This is a genomic window from Dokdonia sp. LLG6352-1, from assembly GCF_045055815.1.
In the GTDB taxonomy this organism is placed as follows: Bacteria; Bacteroidota; Bacteroidia; order Flavobacteriales; family Flavobacteriaceae; genus Dokdonia; species Dokdonia donghaensis.
In genome coordinates, this window is the sequence record NZ_CP159329.1 from 1,272,767 (window position 1) to 1,289,172 (window position 16,406).

A 16,406-nucleotide genomic window follows, 5' to 3' on the forward strand; every position below is an offset into this window, starting at 1 on the left:
TTTAATACCTCTATTTTATAATGGAGACTTAAGTTACAGCCAGACATATAAATAAAATTGAAGACGCATATATCTGACTGTACACTAAGTGATAAGCTACTAGTTATTCTTGCTAAGCATTAATAACTCATTGCACACAATCTCTGTAGTGTACCTTTTTACACCATCTTTATCTTCCCAAGAGCGGTTAGTAAGTTTTCCTTCTATAGCAATTTCTTGCCCTTTTTGTACATAGCTCTCTACTACTTTTACAAGGCCACCACGCACTACGATGTTGTGCCAGTAAGCGCGCTCTATTTTTTGTCCATTCTTGTCTTTATAAGAATCATCTGTAGCCATAGAGAAGTTGGCAATTTTGTTTCCGTCTGGAAAAGTTGTGATTTGTGGATCTTGACCTAAACGTCCAATAAGTTGTACTTTGTTGCGTAATGCATTCATAATAAAATTGTTTTCTTGAGCAGGTTAAGCCTGCCAAATTAGTTTCAGTTCTTTCTTGAGTCACTCCCAAGAAAATCATCGTTCTTGTGAACAGTGCAAATATGAAGCATAAAACAATCTCCATACATAAGGTAAACGCTTACTTACGTTTATAGTCGTTTGTAAATGATTGTAAGCATTTGTAAATGAATAAATTATTTATGAAATTTTAATACAAATAACTTATAGTCAATTGTTTAGGTGAATTATAGGTCTGTTTTGTAGAATTAGAGCGTATGCTATGATAGGTGATGCAATAATAAAGCAAGAAGCCTTTCTGTCTTATAAGGTTTTAAAATACTATCATCTATACCGTGTTTGCCTAGCTCATTGCTTTCATTATTATAGTTTGTCGCAGTTAATGCTATAATAGGAGTTGTAGTATTAAATTTTCTTATGGCGACGCTCGCATCTATTCCATTCATCACGGGCATATTAATATCCATAAGGATAAAGTCATACGTGTTTTCTTGTACCATAGATACAGCTTCTAGGCCGTTACTAGCGGTATTGTTTTCAATACCATATTGCTCGAGAACTTTTTTGGTAACTACTTGATTGATTTTATTATCATCTACGATCAGTATTTTTTTACCCTTAAGCTTATCATAACCAGAGATTTCAAATGGAGCTTCTACGTGTTCTTCACTCCCGGTTTCGAGATCTATTTCAAAGTAAAAGTTTGAACCCTTGTTAGGGCTACTTTCTAATGAGAGTTTACTTCCCAGTATTTTTAAAATCTTATTTACAATGGGTAACCCTAAGCCTGTTCCGTCTTGAGTAGTTAAGTTTTCTGCTTGGGCAAATTCATTAAAGATATTTGCCTGTTCTTCTTCTGGTATACCTTGACCGGTATCTTTTACTTCAAACAGTATGCTGTTTACTTTGCCTACTTGTTTTTTAAGACTTGCCTTTATGGTAATGCTGCCATCTTCTGTAAATTTACTAGCATTACTCATTAAGTTCATAAGCACTTGTGATATCTTGGTTTTATCACCATACAATGTGTTAGGAATCTTTGGATCGATAATGCTATGAAAACTATTGTTATTCTTCTTATTAATAAATTCTAGGTTTTGCCCTATGTGATGTATTAATCTATCTAGGCTAAAATTTGACATCTGTAGGCGCTCCCCTTCCTTAGAGCCATATTTATTTAAACTCAGTATGTCATTTACCAAAGCCAGTAAATAATCTGCCGAAAATTTTAATGATTTGAGGTCGTCATTATGCGATTTAAGCGCAGGATCTTCTAAAAAAACAGAGGATAGACCTATGATTCCATACAGGGGTGTTCTTAACTCGTGGCTTATTGTAGATAGAAATTTAGTATTGCTACTTGCTAGCTTTTGTGATCTCTTTTTTGCTTCAAGATACTGTCTGTTTTTTGCTCTCAAATTTTGTAAAAGCTTATTTCTTTTTGATCTTCCATATAAAAGGGAGGCTATTAGTATGAGTAGAATAGCCCCTATAGCTAGTGTGGTTTTAAGGAGCAAATTGTTTTTTTGAGCCGTTTGTGCCGCTAGATCATTTTCTAACTTAGATGCTCTAAGTTCTTGTTTGTATTTGTTGAGATTAAAACGCGAAGTAGCATTTTTTTCTTGTTTAATTTTATTGGACTCATATCGTTTTTCAACAAGAGCATCATAAACTTTACGCACCTCATTAATCTCTCTGTACATCCCTAAAGATTCATAAGCCTGCATTAAATTTTTATAGTTATTAATCTTATAATTATCATCTTGCTTCTCACCACCTATTTCCATAGATTTTTTTATCGCAGTAATAGCTTCTCGTGGTTTATCTTGTAATAGGTGTATGGCACCTTGTACATAGTAAACGGTACTCTCAAAATTTTGTTTTCTGCCATTAAAATCGTGAAGCTTGAGCAGGTCTTTTGCCTTATTTAGATACGGTTGCGCTCTATCTGGCTTGTTTATAGTAACATATAGTTCGGCTAGGTTATTATAGGCTACAAAATATGCTACCGTATTGTCTGCAACCTCTTGACTAAGTTCTAGTGACTTTTCAAAATACTCAATAGCCTTTTGCGGTTCTTGCTCAAAAAAAGTATTACCCAGATTGATATAAGCACTCACCATACCAAAGGTGTCACTAGCTTGCCTGCGCTCCTCAAGACTCTTTGTAAATAACTCTTCTGCTCCGTGTATATTATCAACTTGTATAAAGGCGTTACCTAAAGCGCTTCGTAGTCTAGCCGCAAGAGCTTGCTCTTCGAGACGCTGTGCGTTTTCAATAAGATAGGGAGAAACCTCAATGATTTTTTCATAACTAGATTCATTAAATAGTTCTAATATGAGAGGTAGATATGAGTTAATTTCATCTTTTGTAAGCTCTTTTTCTTGAAGCATTAAAATATCCTCTTGAGAAAATTTTTCTTGGCTATAAGAAACGGCTGGCTGTAGGAATAAAAAAAAGAGTAAAAATAAAACGCTTTGTCTTACCATAGTATATGATTTGGGAACATTAAAGTAGCTCTTATCAATTTTTTATACCCAAAATAGACGTAATTAATTGATTTTGTGATTTATATCTTGAAAATAATACATTTTATCGATAAAACTTGGGATTTTTTATTTTTTTGTAATTTTTAGTAAGTATTTCAATACCAATAACTTATTTATTGGAGGGTGCTTTAGAGTATTGAGATGTAAATCCTGTTCCTTTATAGTGTTGTGTGTATAGAGATTACGCTTTCGCGAAAGCGTACTTATATCTTTTTCTATTAAATAATTCCTTCCTATCTTTTATCTGTAATTAGAAAGCTTATGAGTAACTACCACATAAAAGGCCTAGAGGAGTATTTTCAGGTATACCGAAAGTCTGTAAATACCCCAGAAAAATTTTGGGAAGAAATAGCCGAAGAGAACTTTGTCTGGAGAAAAAAGTGGGATACTGTACTGCAGTGGGATTTTACAAAGCCAGAGGTAAAGTGGTTTGAAGGGGCGCAGCTCAACATCACAGAAAACTGTATAGATAGGCACCTGTATACTAAGGCAGATCAAACGGCTATCATTTTTGAGCCTAATGATGTAAATGAGCAAGCACAGCACATTACTTATAAACAACTGCACGAGCGCGTGTGCAAATTTGCAAACGTGTTAAAAGATCAGGGCATTGAGAAAGGTGATCGTGTATGTATATATCTACCTATGATACCAGAACTCTCTATAGCCGTACTCGCCTGTGCTCGTATAGGTGCGGTACACTCTGTAGTGTTTGCTGGTTTTTCTAGTACAGCACTTAGTACACGCATAAATGATGCTTCTTGCAAGCTAGTAATCACGAGTGATGGCTCTTATCGAGGTAAGAAAACCATAGATTTAAAAGGTATCGTAGATGAAGCACTTGCAGAAACACCTTGTGTAGACAGTGTGCTCGTTGTAAAAAGAATAGATACAGAAGTCGCAATGAAAGAAGGCCGTGATCACTGGTTACAGCCCTTACTAGAAAAAGCAAGTGCAACCTGTGAGGCAGTCTTTATGAATGCCGAAGATCCTCTCTTTATACTTTATACATCTGGATCTACTGGTAAGCCTAAGGGTATGGTGCACACCACAGCGGGATATATGGTATATAGCGCATATACGTTTAAGAACGTTTTTCAATATAGACAAGGAGATGTATACTGGTGTACGGCAGATATAGGTTGGATTACGGGTCATAGCTATATCATTTATGGGCCACTGGCAAATGGGGCAACCACAGTAATGTTTGAGGGTGTACCCACCTATCCAGACTGGGGTAGATTCTGGCAAATTGTAGAAAAACATAAAGTCACACAATTTTATACAGCACCTACGGCCATACGTGCGCTGGCCAAAGAGAGTCTTGATAATGTTACTAAGTATGACTTATCAAGTATTAAAATTTTAGGAACCGTAGGAGAGCCTATTAATGAAGAGGCGTGGCACTGGTATGATGAAAATATAGGTAAAAAAGGAATCCCAATAGCAGACACCTGGTGGCAAACCGAAACTGGAGGCATTATGATAAGTCCTATTCCATATGCTACACCTACTATACCCACCTTTGCAACATTACCATTACCAGGGATACAACCATCACTTATGGATGAAAATGGCACCGAAATCAAAGGTAATCAAGTAGACGGCCGTCTTACTATTAAGTTTCCTTGGCCAGGGATGGCGCGCACTATATGGGGTAATCACCAGCGATATCAAGAAACTTATTTTACCGCCTATGAGAACAGGTATTTTACGGGTGATGGCGCCTTAAGAGATGCAACAGGTTATTATAGAATAACTGGTCGTGTAGATGATGTTATTATTGTCTCTGGACATAACCTAGGAACCGCACCTATAGAAGATGCCGTAAATGAGCACCCAGCCGTTGCAGAGAGTGCCATCGTAAGTTTTCCTCACGATGTAAAGGGTAATGCTTTATACGGGTATGTGATTCTTAAAGAAACAGGAGAGAGTAGGGATCAAGATAACGTGCGTAAGGAGATTAACCAGCTTATAACAGAACGTATAGGCCCTATTGCAAAACTGGATAAAATTCAATTTACACCAGGATTGCCAAAAACAAGGTCTGGTAAAATTATGAGAAGAATACTCCGTAAGATTGCTAGTGGCGAGAGCGAGCAGCTAGGAGATATAAGCACGCTGCTTAATCCAGAAGTTGTAGCGACTATAAAGGATAATGCATTACTATAAAAAAAAGTCCTAAGTAGTGGTACTTAGGACTTTTTATAAATTCTAGTTGTTATCATTAAGGTTATCTCTAGGTTGTACGTACTCTTTTTTATCTTTTACTTGGTGATTTATTTCTTTACCGTGAGTAGCTTCTAGATTAATAGCTTGTTCTTTTTTACTAGTTTTCTCGGGGTTAGGTGTTGTCTTGCTCATAATTCTTATTTTTTTTGTTTACCTCAAGATACATTCATAAAATAGTGTATGCCATACTTTTAAAACTCTTTAACCTCTACTTGTTAATAAGTGTAAAAGTAGGTGAGTGAGTGTGGTTGTAATAACTTAGATTAACTTTGTACTACTAAAAACATTTGCTATGAAATCTTCATTTTCCGATATCATAAATTCTGACACTCCTGTGCTAGTAGACTTTTTTGCTACTTGGTGTGGGCCGTGTAAAACGCTTGGACCTATTTTAGAACAAGTAAAAGACACCCTAGGAGATGGTGTAAAAATTGTAAAGATTGATGTAGATAAAAACCAACCGCTGGCAGCAAAGTATCAAGTGCGCGGGGTGCCTACAATGATATTGTACAAAAATGGAAAACAGGTCTGGAGACAGTCTGGTGTACTAGACAAGACGACACTGGTTGATATCATTAAAAAATCGTAATATGATTTTATTAATTTCTCCAGAGCAAACTACCCCAGATGAGATAGAGACACTTCACCATTTATTTGAAGCAGGTTTAGCACATTATCATTTTAGAAAACCTGAAGCAAGCCTTGATGAACATATTACATACCTCAATCGAGTAGACACTCAGTATCACAACCTTATAATGACTCATAACTATCACGAGGAGCTTTGTAAGAAGTTTGACTTGCGTGGTGTGCATTTTGAAGAAGCAAAGTGGAGAGCTCAAGAAACTCGGTTAGAAGGGTATGTTTCCGCTTTCGCGAAAGCGAATAAAAAAGTATCATCATCATACCACGAGTTAGAAGATTTAGAAGCTCAGTCTGTAACTTTTGATTACACAATTCTAAGTCCCGTTTTTGCCGCTATTTCAAAAAATGATATGCAAGGTCGTGGGTTTGATGTGCGAGCAAGCGATAAGTTTATTGTAGGGATGGGAGGTATTAATGCTGTAACCACGCCAGAGGCAGTGGCACTTGGCTTTAAAGGAGTAGGCACTCTGGGAGGTATATGGAATGCACAAAACCCTGTGGCTGCATTTGTAGAAATGCAAGAAGCTTTTAAAGAGGCAAATACATAACCTATAGTATATTTACAGTATGGCAAAAAGAGGAACACCAAAAAACACAAAGAATAAGGCAAAGCATTCTAAACTTATGGATCGCAAGAAAAAGAAAGAGCGCGAAAAAAGAGAAGCGAGCCAAGAGCGACTTAAAGTTGCCAAAGAAAAAATGAAAGCTCTTAAAGAGAATGAAGAAGAATAAAAAACATCCTACGGGATGTTTTTTTTGTTGATAGTTAATTGTTTAGGTAACAATTAGGCTTTTACAGCGTCTTTGTAAAAACCTAGGCAACCATTTTAATTTTTGTTGCGTCTATATATAAAACAGCAATCTTATGACGGCACTTATAAAATTTATCTTAACACTCCTTATAGGTACATATGCAGCTACAGCAGTTGCTCAATCTTTTAACGCAACAGTACACGACGCGCGTACTAATGAACCTATCCCGTTTGCCACTGTAAAGCTGTCTAGAAACACTGGTACCATTACAAATGAGGAAGGCATCTTTACTATAGGAGAACGTAAACTAGCAAGCCTTAAAGACTCTGTATATATCTCTTCTATGGGATATGAGGAGATAGCTATTTTACCTAAAAAAGTAGGAGATACAATTATAAAATTAAAGGTAAAGACTAACGAGCTAGACAACGTTTTTCTTACCAATAATCCGCTAGAGGTAGAAGATATTATAGCGCGTGTAAAAGAAAATATTGCCACAAATTATCCCAACACACTTACCGAGAAAAAAATATTTTTTAGACAATCTGCGTCTAATACTATGGATAAAATGGATGTTGAGGTAGAAAAGACAACCATCCCAGAGTTTAATCAAGCATTTATGGACAGCCTGGTGGGAGCGGTCGAAAAGAAAAGTGATTATTACAGCGAGTCTGTAGGTACGCTTGCTGGCAACTACAATAAACAAAAACTTGTTATTGATAAAGCGGCAAAGCTCTATGATAAAAGTAAGAAGGATGTAGGTGTAGAGAGTTTTGGTAAAAGACTGGAAGAGATTGTTGAGAAGAATGTAAAAGCAGATTCATATTTTAAAATAAAATCTGGAATTATAGGTACAACCATAGAGGTAGACGACTCTACTAAGATGGGGAGCTCAAACGGCGGACTCAAAATTGAGGTAGATACAGATCAAGAAGAAAATGATAAAGAACAGGCCATCACAGCGAGTATAAAGTCTGATCTTTCTGATCTTTTTGAGGAGATGTTTTATAAAGAAGATACAAAGCTAGATTTTTTAACAAAGTCCAACCGTTACCGTTTTACAAAAAAGGAATTTACATCTATAGGAGATGCTATTGTTTATGTGGTAGATTTTGAACCTAAGGGTAGAAAAGATTTTAAAGGCACGCTGTACATTAATACAGAAGACTATGCGGTAATGCGCCTAGAGTATGAGAATGTGCGTAAGCTTTCTAGCTTTGGGATGTTCGGGATAAGCTATAAAAAGTACTTGTATAGAGGCAAGAGCATCTATGCAAAAGATAAAAATGGAGGCTACTCACTGCGATATATGGAGCTAGAAGATGGTGATAAAGTAGGCATAGATAGACCACTTAAAATCATCGAAAAAAATAAAAACGTAGCAGGCCGAAGAAAACAAAATGAAGTAGCGATGGAGATAGAGTTTGCAACTACGAGTTACTCAAAAAAAGAGCTTGTCGTGTTTAACTCTGTCGTAATAGACGAGCCAGCTTATAAAAATGTAACAGAGAGTGAAGAGCTAGAAGCGACCTACTTACCTAACTATGATCCTAATTTCTGGAAAGGGTACACTATTATGGAGCCTAATGCGGCCATACAGAGCTTTAAGTCAGAAAGCAAGTAACAATTCACCTCCCATATCATAATTAAGATAATGCCAGCATACTATCGAGAGTAGCTGGCATTTTTATGTATACAGGTCTAAGAGGGCTTTTAGTATCTTTACTTTATGGAATTAGTATTTATAGGGCTCGCAATAGGAGCGGTACTCTCATATTTTATATACAACTGGTTTTCTGGCAAATCAAAAACACCAGATGCCCACGCACAATCTGTAGTACTTATGGAGCGCATACGCACGGTATGTAAGTTCATAACCGTAGAAGGCGATTTTGCCGAAATATATCACTATGAAGGCCTCAAAAATAAATGGATGAACCTCTTATTAGGTTCAAAAAAAGCTATTGTACTCATAGATGCAAAGGCGCACATAGGTTTTGATCTTACTAAAATAAAGATGGAGGCAGATGATAAGAATAGAACCATAAAACTCTTTGGCTTTCCAGATCCTGAGTTACTATCTGTAGAGACAGATTTTAAGTATTATGACAAGAAAGAAGGCTGGGCAAACCCTTTTACTAGTACAGATCTTACCGAGATTAATAGAGAAGCAAAGCAGCACATACGCGATAAAATACCACAAAGCGGCTTGTATGAAGAGGCAAAATCTCAAGCACTTGAGACGGTGCAATTAATGCAAAAACTGGTAGAAACCATAGGCTGGAAACTAGACTACTCATCACTAGAAATATCAGACACTACAACGAGTAAACCTAAAATAGAAGCCTAGTGATACATCTCATTACAGGTAACACTGGCGCGGGTAAAACCACCTATGCCCTCGCTCTTAAAAAAGAGGTAAAAGGTGTCATATTCTCTATAGATTATTGGAACAAGACGCTCTTTCTAGATGACAAGAAAGAGACAGATGGTGTAGACTGGTTTTTAGAACGTATTAACCGCAGCGATGAGATGATACAGTCACTTATCATCCAGTTACACGAGGCAGGTACGCCAGCTATACTAGATTTAGGATTTGCAAAAGCAGATAGGAGAGCACGTTTTTACGCTTTCGCGAAAGCGCAACAAATCCCTTTCCAGTTACACTTTTTAGACATAGATAAAGAAGTTAGACAGCAGCGCGTGACGCATCGCAATCTAGAAAAAGGGATGACATATCAATTTGACGTCTCACCAGCCGATTTTGAATTTATGGAAACTTGGTTTGAACCGCTCACAAGTGCAGAGCGTAAAATCGCATATATCAAAAAGGGATGAATATAGAGGCCTTTAGAGAATATTGTATGAGTAAAAAAGGCGTAACAGAAGCGTTTCCCTTTGATGCAGATACGCTCGTTTTTAAGGTAATGGGTAAGATGTTTGCCGTGTGTGGACTAGAGCGCGTGCCTCTAGCTGTAAACCTTAAATGCGACCCAGATCGCTCTGTAGAACTGCGTGAGATGCACGACGGCGCCATTACTCCTGGCTGGCATATGAACAAAACACACTGGAACACCTGCGTACTAGAATCGCTACCCGTCTCGTTACTTATTGAGCTTACAGACCACTCATATAACCTAGTGGTTTCAAAAATGACAAAAAAACTTCAAGCCGAGTTAAAGGCGCTATAATATGAATACACCTACTACCTTTTATAAGGATCAAATAACACAACACAGTCAAGAATTATCTAAAGTCAAGACAAAACTCAATGTGTCAAGTACTGTGCGTCTTGCCGTTTTTATAGCCACTGGAGCTGGTATATACTTAAGTCTAGGTAATACACAATTGCTTATAGGTTGTATACTATTGGGTATTGTTGCTTTTGTAATACTAGTGGGGCGTCATAGTAAGTTACAGCACGAGCGAGATCTACTTAAAGCACTCATAGCGCGTAGTGAAGTAGAACTTAAAGTACTAGAGCGAGATTTTACAGATTTACCAGATGGGAGTGAGTTTCATAATCCGGAGCATTTATATAGTCAAGATATAGATCTTTTTGGCCGTGGTTCTTTTTATCAATACTTTAATCGTACAGCGCTACAGAGCGGGGCTGCAAGACTTGCAGAGATGATGCTCTCTAATGATACACTAGAGATTAAAAAGAAGCAAGAAGCCGTAAAGGAGCTTAGTACACTTGCCAGCTGGAGACTTAGATATGGAGCTATTGCATCGCTCGTAAAAACTGATGTCTCTGCGCAGGCTGTTGTAAGCTGGTTACAAGAGTATACCACTTTTGTACCAAGTATGATGAAAGTTTTTACAAAGGTCTTTTCTGTAATTTCACTGGCAGTAGTTGGAGCTTATTTCTTAGGGTTTATTGCCGGCTGGTGGGTGTTTGTCATTTTTGGTATAGGTTTATTAATAAGTGGGCGATATGTAAAAAACATAGGGTTACTATCGGCGCATACAAGTGCTATACAGACTACATTTACTCAATATGCAAGTTTACTTGCAGAGATAGAAGCTCAAGAGTTTACCAGTACACTTCTTAAAAATAAAAGAGAAAAAGTCATTACAGAAGCACAAGCAAGTTCTGGTATTTTGAAAAAATTCTCAAGACACCTTGATGCCCTAGATCAACGTAATAACATATTAGTAGGACTTATAACTAACGGGTTTTTTCTGCGTGATATAGGTGTTGTGTACAAGATAGAAGACTGGATTACTACAAACCGCGAGGCGGTAAATGACTGGTTTGAGGTGATATCATTTTTTGATGCTTATAATAGCTTGGGTAATTATACCTTTAATCATAGTCATCACGTCTTTCCAGAAATTGTAGTAGTTGGAGAAACCTTACGTGTAAAAGGAGCGGCACACCCGCTGCTAGATCCTGCCATTGCTGTGACTAATGACATTACTATAAAAGATGATGAGTTTTTTATAGTTACAGGAGCAAATATGGCTGGTAAAAGTACTTTTTTACGCACCGTCGCTTTACAAATTGTAATGAGCAATATAGGCTTGCCTGTTTGTGCCAGTGAGGCAGTTTATAAACCCATAAAACTCATCACTAGTATGCGCACTACAGATAGCCTTACAGATGATGAGAGTTACTTCTTTAGTGAGCTCAAGCGCCTTAAGTTTATAGTAGATGAGATTGTAAATGAGCGCTATTTTATCATACTAGATGAAATTCTAAAAGGAACAAATAGTACAGATAAAGCTGCTGGCTCCCGTAAGTTTATAGACAAGCTGGTAGGTAATGGAGCAACCGGCATTATAGCAACACACGACTTAAGTCTTTGTGAGGCTGCAAACGATCTTGCAGAGGTAAAGAACTACTACTTTGATGCACAGATTATTGATGATGAGCTATTTTTTGATTACACCTTTAAGGAAGGCATTTGTCAAAATATGAATGCAAGCTTTCTTCTTAAAAAGATGGGTATAGTAGATTAATGCCTTCACTTAATATGAATTACTAACTTTACGATAGTAACTTAAAACTTCTATTATGATACTTGGTGCCTTTTCTACGAGTCTAAATGTAAAAAACCTTAAAGAAAGCAGAACTTTTTATGAGACGCTTGGGTTTAACGTTTTTGCAGGTTCGATGGAGCAAAACTATTTGATTATGAAAAATCAAAATGCGCTCATAGGTCTTTTTCAAGGAATGTTTGAGGGTAACATCCTTACATTTAATCCAGGTTGGGATGAAAATGCCCAGCCTCAAGATGAATATGATGATGTACGAGTAATACAAGAACATCTCAAAGCACATAATGTGACACCCATTACTGAAGTAGATACCTCTACAAGCGGCCCTGGGAGTATGTTGTTTAAAGATCCAGACGGTAATATGATATTAATAGATCAGCACATATAATATTGGATAGTCTAACTCAAATAGTACTAGGTGCAGCCGTAGGAGAAGCTGTTTTAGGTAAAAAAGTGGGTAATAGAGCAATGCTCTGGGGAGCCATAGCTGGCACCATACCAGATCTAGATGTGGTGTGGAGATATCTTACAGATACTATTACAGCAACAGAGATGCACAGAGGTTTTAGCCACAGCATCATTTTTGCACTCATAGCCGCACCGTTTTTTGGGTGGCTTGTCCATCAGATAAAAAAGCGACCAGACGTAGGCTGGATGGGCTGGTCAAAACTTTTCTTTTGGGGTCTGTTTACACATCCGCTTTTAGATGCCTTTACAACTTGGGGCACACAAATATTTTGGCCCTTTCACTGGAGAGTTGCTTTTAATAGCATCTTTGTGGTGGACCCTTTATACACACTGCCATTTCTCATATGTGTCATTGCGGCGGCTACAAGGGGTAGAGGTACGCTTTCGCGAAAGCGTACTAACAACCTAGGTATTTATCTTAGTACGGCTTATTTATTACTTACGGTTCTCATAAAATTTGTGGTGCACCATAAAGTAGAAGCGTCATTGCAAGAGCAAGGAATTACGTATACTAAAATCTCGACCAGGCCTGCGCCGCTCAACACGGTTTTATGGAATATTAATGTCGATATCCAGGATACTTACCTTATAGGCGATTACTCGTTTTTTGATTCTCAACCTATAGTTTATAAAACGTTTCCTAAAAAAAGAGCGCAAGCCCAAAAGTGGATTGAGACAGATGAGGTACAACGCCTTATTACCATTTCTGAAGGATGGTACATCTTAGAAAAAGAGGAAGAGAACTGGGTATATAATGACCTCCGTTTTGGCCTCATTTCAAATGATGAAAATGATAGTCAGTTTGTGTTTAGATACCTTCTTACAGAAAATGATGGTACCATAACCGCCACCGAAGACCGACCTACTCCAGAAAATGGAAAGAAGCTACTCATAGATTTATGGCAACGACTTAAAGGCAATTAATCATCAAATCTGCCTGGAAATTGCTCACGCAATATCTTCATAAGACTTTCTTTTGTGAGTGGTTTGTTATCAAAATGACATAGTAAAGGATACTTCTCAGCCTTTTGCTTATCTACTGGTGATGTTGAGGTCGTGAGCATTGCTATAACAACACCTGCTTTCTGGTTAATTTCTAGATTTTCATAATGTTCTAAAAACTCAAATCCATCCATACCCGGCATATTAATGTCTAAAAAGATGAGGTCAGGTTTTGGGTAGTCCTCATCTATTAACGTTTTAAGGTAATCGAGACCTTCTTCACCAGAGTATTTTATTGTCACTTTTGCGGTAACTTTTGCTTTTTTTATGACTCTAGAGTGTACAAAGTTATCAGACTCAGAGTCATCTATAAGTAATATCTCTCTTAGTGGTTGCATATGGTTATTTTTTTAATGTAAAGGTAAAAGTACTCCCTTCACCTATAGTCGATGATACGCTTATTTTACCTTTATGGAGTTCTACAATTTTTTGACAGAAAGCGAGACCTATACCAGTACCTTCATAATCTTTTGCACTGTGTAGTCTGGTAAACATATTAAACACCTTTTCAAGGTGTTCCTTTTTAATACCTAGACCATTATCTATAACTTCAAATCTATAATATAGCTTAGTCTCGCTAAGTCCTATATGAATTTTTGGGGTACGCTCTGGAGGTGTAAATTTAATTGCGTTAGTAATAAGGTTTGTAAATAGCTGCCTTAGTTCTACAGGGTAACCAGGTACAATGGGTAAGGTGTCGTGAGTAATTACAGTTTGTGTTTCTTCTATTTTTGGGCCTAGGTCTATCTTAATCTCTTCTATAAGTTGAGAGAGCTCTACTTTAGATCGTGATCCAGATCGCCCTAACCTACTATAATTAAGGAGACCAGTAATAAGGGTTTTCATACGAGAAGTAGCTCCTTTTATAAACCCAAAATAAGTAGCGGCCTCACCGTCTAGCTTCTCTGCATAATCTTCTTCAAAGAGGTCTATAAAATTATCTACTGTACGTAGTGGTTCTTGTAAATCGTGAGAGGCAATGTATGCAAACTGGTTAAGTTGTTTGTTTTTATTTTCCATCTCGTGTATGAGATCCTCATTCATTGCCATTTGTGCTTCCTTAAGGGCAATCTCATCATCTCTAGAGTGCACTAGCTCGATTAACTTTTCATTATTTTCTGCGAGTCTTGAGAAGAGTGGCATAAGGCGTTTTTTTACCGCATATACATTATAAAGCATAAGCAATAGCGCAATTACCAGAGCGATAAGGCTCAAAACATAGATATTATCATAAGTAGACTTACGTTCTTTTAAAATTTCATTTTCTTCTACGAGCATAACATTCTTCATACTCTCTATATCTTCTATGAGTTGAAGTGTTTCTGCCCTACCCGATTTTTTTCTATTTTCATCTGGCGTGCGTAAGACGTAGTTGTCTAGGTTGTCATTCATCCCCTCGACGCGCTGGTTGAGTAGAGAGCGCATTTTTTTAAGGTTTTTGACCTGTATGGGGTCGCCTTCTATTTTTTGTTCTAGAACTTCTAGGCGATCATCAAGTTTTGCAACTTCTACTTTGTAATCTATACGGTAATCTGGGTCTTTACTTATGAGATAGCCTCTCAATTTTGTTTCGGCTTTGAGTATGGTTTCTGATACGCTGTGTATTTGCGCCTTAACTTCATTAGTATGTACTATCCACTTCTGAGAATATTGTGACGCTAGATAAAGTGCCCCTATAAGCAAGATGACTGCTAGGGTAGAAAAAAAACTAAGGTATAGGGACCTTACGATATTTTTAGACTGAGAGCTATCCATTAGTCTAGGGATAAAAACTTAAGTACTTTTTCTTTAAGTGATAGAATGGCTTCCTTGTGCTCATAGGCTTCAAAATCGTGGTGGCGTAGATAATCTGTAAGCTCTTTTTCTCTTGCATCTTTCTCGCGTTGTCTCTCTAGGCGTTTAATGAGATCTTGCTTTTCTGAAATAAATTTTTCAAAAAGAGGGCGCAACTTTTGCTGTAAATTCTGGAGATTTTCTTTTAAGAAAAAACCAGAAGCGCCACTCATAATAAGTTCGGCGGCTTTTTCTTCATTATTAAGATTTCCAGTGATGATAATGACTGGAATCTCTTTATTAAATTCTTTTACCTGTTTTATAACGTCAAAGCCCGTAAAACCCTCGAGGTTAAAATCACTTATCACGATGTCTGGTAAAAACTGCTTAAGAGCCACCGCAAGCGAGAGTTCCTTATCAGAAATACTTATTTCTACATTTGTGCAAAACTTCTTTATTTGCTTCTGGACTAAAAATGCGTCAGACACTAAGTCTTCTACAATAAGTATACGCAGAGGAGTATCTATCATCTGTATGTGGTCTTGGTTGTTAAGGTAAAGATATGTGTATTTAACACTTTATCGTCTTAAGATAATTATAAAAAATATAACTAGCGAGTTTGAGGTTTTGTCATTTTCCTTTTCTAAAAACTGTGGGAGTGATTCCTTTTATAGATTTGAAGCTTTTATTAAAATGAGATAGGGTTTTATAGCCGCATAGGTCTGCTATGGTACCTATGGTGAGATCGCTATCTGTAGCAAGATAAGTACAGGCTTTTGAGATACGTACTTCTGTAAGAAATGTAAAATACGTCTTATTTGTGCGTTGTTTAAAATATTTACAAAACCCGTGTGGCGTGAGTGCTGTAAGAGCGGCAAGTTGTGCTAGAGTGATGTCTTGGTGGTAGTTGCTTAAGGTGTAGTCAAAGATGGCGCTCATACGTTTTCCATCTTTTTCAGAGATATCGCGTTCGTATATAAATTCAGATAGGGGAGTGTGTTTTGCGACTTTGAGCGCGGTTATCATATCAATAAAATAGCCCAGCTTATAGATGCCTTTTGCTGTAGCGATGTAATTAAAAAGCGCAGCGATATCTGATGTTATGGAGGTTTTAAATCCCGCTTTCGCGAAAGCGTAAAAATCTACAATCCCTTTGCCCTCATCTAGTGCCAGAAATGTATTTCCAAAGGAGGCGAGACTAAAAAAAACCGTATGCATTAACGCCTGCTTACCATCGCTGTTAAAAACGTGCGGCTGGTGACTACCCAAAACAATAACATCTCCCTTAACAAAAGAATGGACCGCATCTCCTGCAAAGAGTGTCCCAGATCCCTCTTTTATAAAACTTATTTGCACCTCTTCGTGATTATGAAGCGAGTTATATAACACACCTTCATCAACTTGAAAAAGTATAGCAGCATTAGTAGGCTTGGGTATTTTAAAAGGCAGCACTTTCATAGAGCTAAGATACTTTTTTGCTTGATAATGACATCATAACTTAATATTTGGATAATATACAGTCAG

Annotated in this window: 18 protein-coding genes; 11 read left to right on the forward strand and 7 right to left on the reverse strand. The window is 37.2% G+C overall.

The window, feature by feature from the left end; translation table 11 throughout:
- Positions 1-99: 99 nt before the first annotated feature.
- Together ABVM49_RS05830 and ABVM49_RS05835 are read right to left on the reverse strand one after the other, a co-directional pair.
- Positions 100-438 carry a single-stranded DNA-binding protein gene (locus ABVM49_RS05830; RefSeq protein ID WP_405203421.1) on the reverse strand — a complete coding sequence of 113 codons (339 nt, stop codon included), beginning with the start codon at positions 436-438 and terminating at the stop codon, positions 100-102.
- A gap of 278 nt (positions 439-716) precedes the next feature.
- Positions 717-2,945, reverse strand: coding sequence for a response regulator (locus tag ABVM49_RS05835; RefSeq protein ID WP_405203422.1), 2,229 nt, complete (start codon positions 2,943-2,945; stop codon positions 717-719).
- A gap of 321 nt (positions 2,946-3,266) precedes the next feature.
- Between ABVM49_RS05835 and acs the strand changes: the two genes are divergently transcribed.
- On the forward strand, positions 3,267-5,177 hold the full coding sequence (gene acs, locus ABVM49_RS05840; RefSeq protein WP_405203423.1) for an acetate--CoA ligase: 1,911 nt from the start codon (positions 3,267-3,269) through the stop codon (positions 5,175-5,177).
- A gap of 42 nt (positions 5,178-5,219) precedes the next feature.
- Here the strand turns inward: acs and ABVM49_RS05845 are convergent, their stop codons facing one another.
- Positions 5,220-5,369 (reverse strand): hypothetical protein, encoded by a 150-nt coding sequence (locus ABVM49_RS05845; protein ID WP_375252753.1) that lies wholly within the window; start codon positions 5,367-5,369, stop codon positions 5,220-5,222.
- Positions 5,370-5,529: 160 nt separating this feature from the next.
- Here ABVM49_RS05845 and trxA point away from each other — a divergent pair, with 160 nt between their 5' ends.
- The 10 genes from trxA (at position 5,530) to ABVM49_RS05895 (ending at position 13,031) form a co-directional block, all read left to right on the forward strand.
- Positions 5,530-5,826: a thioredoxin gene (gene trxA, locus ABVM49_RS05850; protein ID WP_405203425.1), complete on the forward strand. Its 297-nt coding sequence runs from the start codon at positions 5,530-5,532 to the stop codon at positions 5,824-5,826.
- 1 nt (position 5,827) lies between these two features.
- Positions 5,828-6,430, forward strand: coding sequence for a thiamine phosphate synthase (locus ABVM49_RS05855; RefSeq protein WP_405203426.1), 603 nt, complete (start codon positions 5,828-5,830; stop codon positions 6,428-6,430).
- A 19-nt stretch (positions 6,431-6,449) separates the two neighbouring features.
- On the forward strand, positions 6,450-6,614 hold the full coding sequence (locus ABVM49_RS05860) for a hypothetical protein (RefSeq protein ID WP_375252756.1): 165 nt from the start codon (positions 6,450-6,452) through the stop codon (positions 6,612-6,614).
- 133 nt (positions 6,615-6,747) lie between these two features.
- Positions 6,748-8,259, forward strand: coding sequence for a carboxypeptidase-like regulatory domain-containing protein (locus tag ABVM49_RS05865; RefSeq protein WP_405203427.1), 1,512 nt, complete (start codon positions 6,748-6,750; stop codon positions 8,257-8,259).
- A 105-nt stretch (positions 8,260-8,364) separates the two neighbouring features.
- Positions 8,365-8,985, forward strand: a complete 621-nt coding sequence (locus ABVM49_RS05870) for a DUF4230 domain-containing protein (RefSeq protein ID WP_038597668.1) — start codon at positions 8,365-8,367, stop codon at positions 8,983-8,985.
- Positions 8,985-9,473: an AAA family ATPase gene (locus ABVM49_RS05875; protein WP_405203428.1), complete on the forward strand. Its 489-nt coding sequence runs from the start codon at positions 8,985-8,987 to the stop codon at positions 9,471-9,473. Before ABVM49_RS05870 ends, ABVM49_RS05875 begins: the two co-directional genes overlap by 1 nt.
- A complete protein-coding gene (locus tag ABVM49_RS05880; RefSeq protein ID WP_380032031.1) occupies positions 9,470-9,826 on the forward strand; it encodes an MmcQ/YjbR family DNA-binding protein in 357 nt (118 codons plus the stop codon). The genes ABVM49_RS05875 and ABVM49_RS05880 overlap by 4 nt, the downstream gene beginning before the upstream one ends.
- Position 9,827: 1 nt before the next feature.
- Complete coding sequence (locus ABVM49_RS05885; RefSeq protein ID WP_405203430.1) at positions 9,828-11,600, forward strand: MutS-related protein; 1,773 nt, start codon at positions 9,828-9,830, stop codon at positions 11,598-11,600.
- A gap of 55 nt (positions 11,601-11,655) precedes the next feature.
- Positions 11,656-12,027: a VOC family protein gene (locus ABVM49_RS05890; RefSeq protein WP_405203431.1), complete on the forward strand. Its 372-nt coding sequence runs from the start codon at positions 11,656-11,658 to the stop codon at positions 12,025-12,027.
- Positions 12,028-12,029: 2 nt separating this feature from the next.
- Complete coding sequence (locus ABVM49_RS05895; protein ID WP_405203432.1) at positions 12,030-13,031, forward strand: metal-dependent hydrolase; 1,002 nt, start codon at positions 12,030-12,032, stop codon at positions 13,029-13,031.
- On the opposite strand, the gene ABVM49_RS05900 is transcribed toward ABVM49_RS05895, so the two are convergent.
- The 4 genes from ABVM49_RS05900 to ABVM49_RS05915 all read right to left on the reverse strand — a co-directional run bounded on the left by ABVM49_RS05900 (position 13,028) and on the right by ABVM49_RS05915 (position 16,340).
- Positions 13,028-13,447, reverse strand: coding sequence for a response regulator (locus ABVM49_RS05900; RefSeq protein WP_375252761.1), 420 nt, complete (start codon positions 13,445-13,447; stop codon positions 13,028-13,030). The genes ABVM49_RS05895 and ABVM49_RS05900 overlap by 4 nt on opposite strands.
- Positions 13,448-13,451: 4 nt before the next feature.
- Entirely contained in the window at positions 13,452-14,864 is a 1,413-nt protein-coding gene (locus ABVM49_RS05905) for an ATP-binding protein (protein WP_405203434.1), read from the reverse strand.
- Entirely contained in the window at positions 14,864-15,412 is a 549-nt protein-coding gene (locus ABVM49_RS05910) for a response regulator (RefSeq protein ID WP_405203436.1), read from the reverse strand. Before ABVM49_RS05910 ends, ABVM49_RS05905 begins: the two co-directional genes overlap by 1 nt.
- Positions 15,413-15,512: 100 nt before the next feature.
- The gene (locus tag ABVM49_RS05915; RefSeq protein WP_405203437.1) at positions 15,513-16,340 is read right to left on the reverse strand and encodes an AraC family transcriptional regulator; all 828 of its coding nucleotides are present in this window, start codon (positions 16,338-16,340) and stop codon (positions 15,513-15,515) included.
- Positions 16,341-16,406: the final 66 nt, after the last annotated feature.